The following is an 849-nucleotide window of genomic DNA, read 5'->3' as shown; positions in this document are numbered from 1 at the left end:
GAGTTGTGCGTCAGCGTAGCTTGCAGGCTGACGGCCATTTGCGGCGCGCTGCTGCCGAGGGCGACGATGGTCAGACCGATGATCAGCGGCCGTACGTGCAGACGGGCCGCCAGCCGCACCGCTGCGCGCACCATCAGTTCGGCGCCGAAGATCAACAGGCCGAGGCCGGCGAGCAATTCGATCACGCTGATCAGCGGTAAATCGGTCAGTCCGAAAATGGTCGGTGCTCCATCAGTCGTCGAGGGCCTGGATGCGCACCCGGGCGGTGCCACTGCCGAGCATACCGAGTCGTTCGGCCGCTTCGCGTGAAACATCGATCAGGCGACCATGGGTATGCGGCCCGCGATCATTGATGCGGACCACGCAGGACTTGGCGTTTTTCAGGTTGGTGACCATCACCCGGGTGCCGAAAGGCAACTGGCGGTGGGCGGCGGTCAGGGAATGCTGGTTGAACGCTTCGCCGCTGGCGGTGCGTTTACCGTGGTGTTTGGCGCCGTAATAAGAGGCAACGCCGGTCTGGTCGTAACCGTGCGGGTCGATGATGTCGTTGCTGGCGCAACCGGCCAGTAGAGAGAGCAGGGCGCAGCTGATGAACAAACGCTTCATTCAAAGGTTTCCCGAATCAAATGTGGGAGTGACCTGTGGCGAGGGGATTTATCCCCGTTGGACTGCGCAGCAGTCCCAAAATCTGAAAACTCGGTTTATCTGGTGTAAATCAAGCTCAGCCATTGGGGCCGCTTCGCGGCCCAACGGGGATAAATCCCCACGCCACAGGTCACTCCTACAGGGGATGGAGCCAGGCTGTTTGTCTGGCTCCATTTTCATCAGCCTTCGAGCTTGCTTTTCAGC

At 60.5% G+C, this 849-nt stretch carries 1 protein-coding gene and 1 pseudogene; both read right to left on the bottom strand.

The window, feature by feature from the left end; all coding sequences use genetic code 11:
* Positions 1–185 (bottom strand): annotated as a pseudogene (locus DBR24_RS15700) (conjugal transfer protein TraR); the annotation flags it as partial.
* Between the two features lie 46 nt (positions 186–231).
* Entirely contained in the window at positions 232–606 is a 375-nt protein-coding gene (locus DBR24_RS15695; protein ID WP_128615216.1) for a septal ring lytic transglycosylase RlpA family protein, read from the bottom strand.
* Positions 607–849 lie beyond the last annotated feature (243 nt).

Source organism: Pseudomonas sp. HMWF006, assembly GCF_003061205.1.
Classification (GTDB): Bacteria; Pseudomonadota; Gammaproteobacteria; order Pseudomonadales; family Pseudomonadaceae; genus Aquipseudomonas; species Aquipseudomonas monsensis.
The sequence above is the reverse complement of the archived record's forward strand: the minus strand, read 5'-3'. Positions and strand labels throughout refer to the sequence as shown.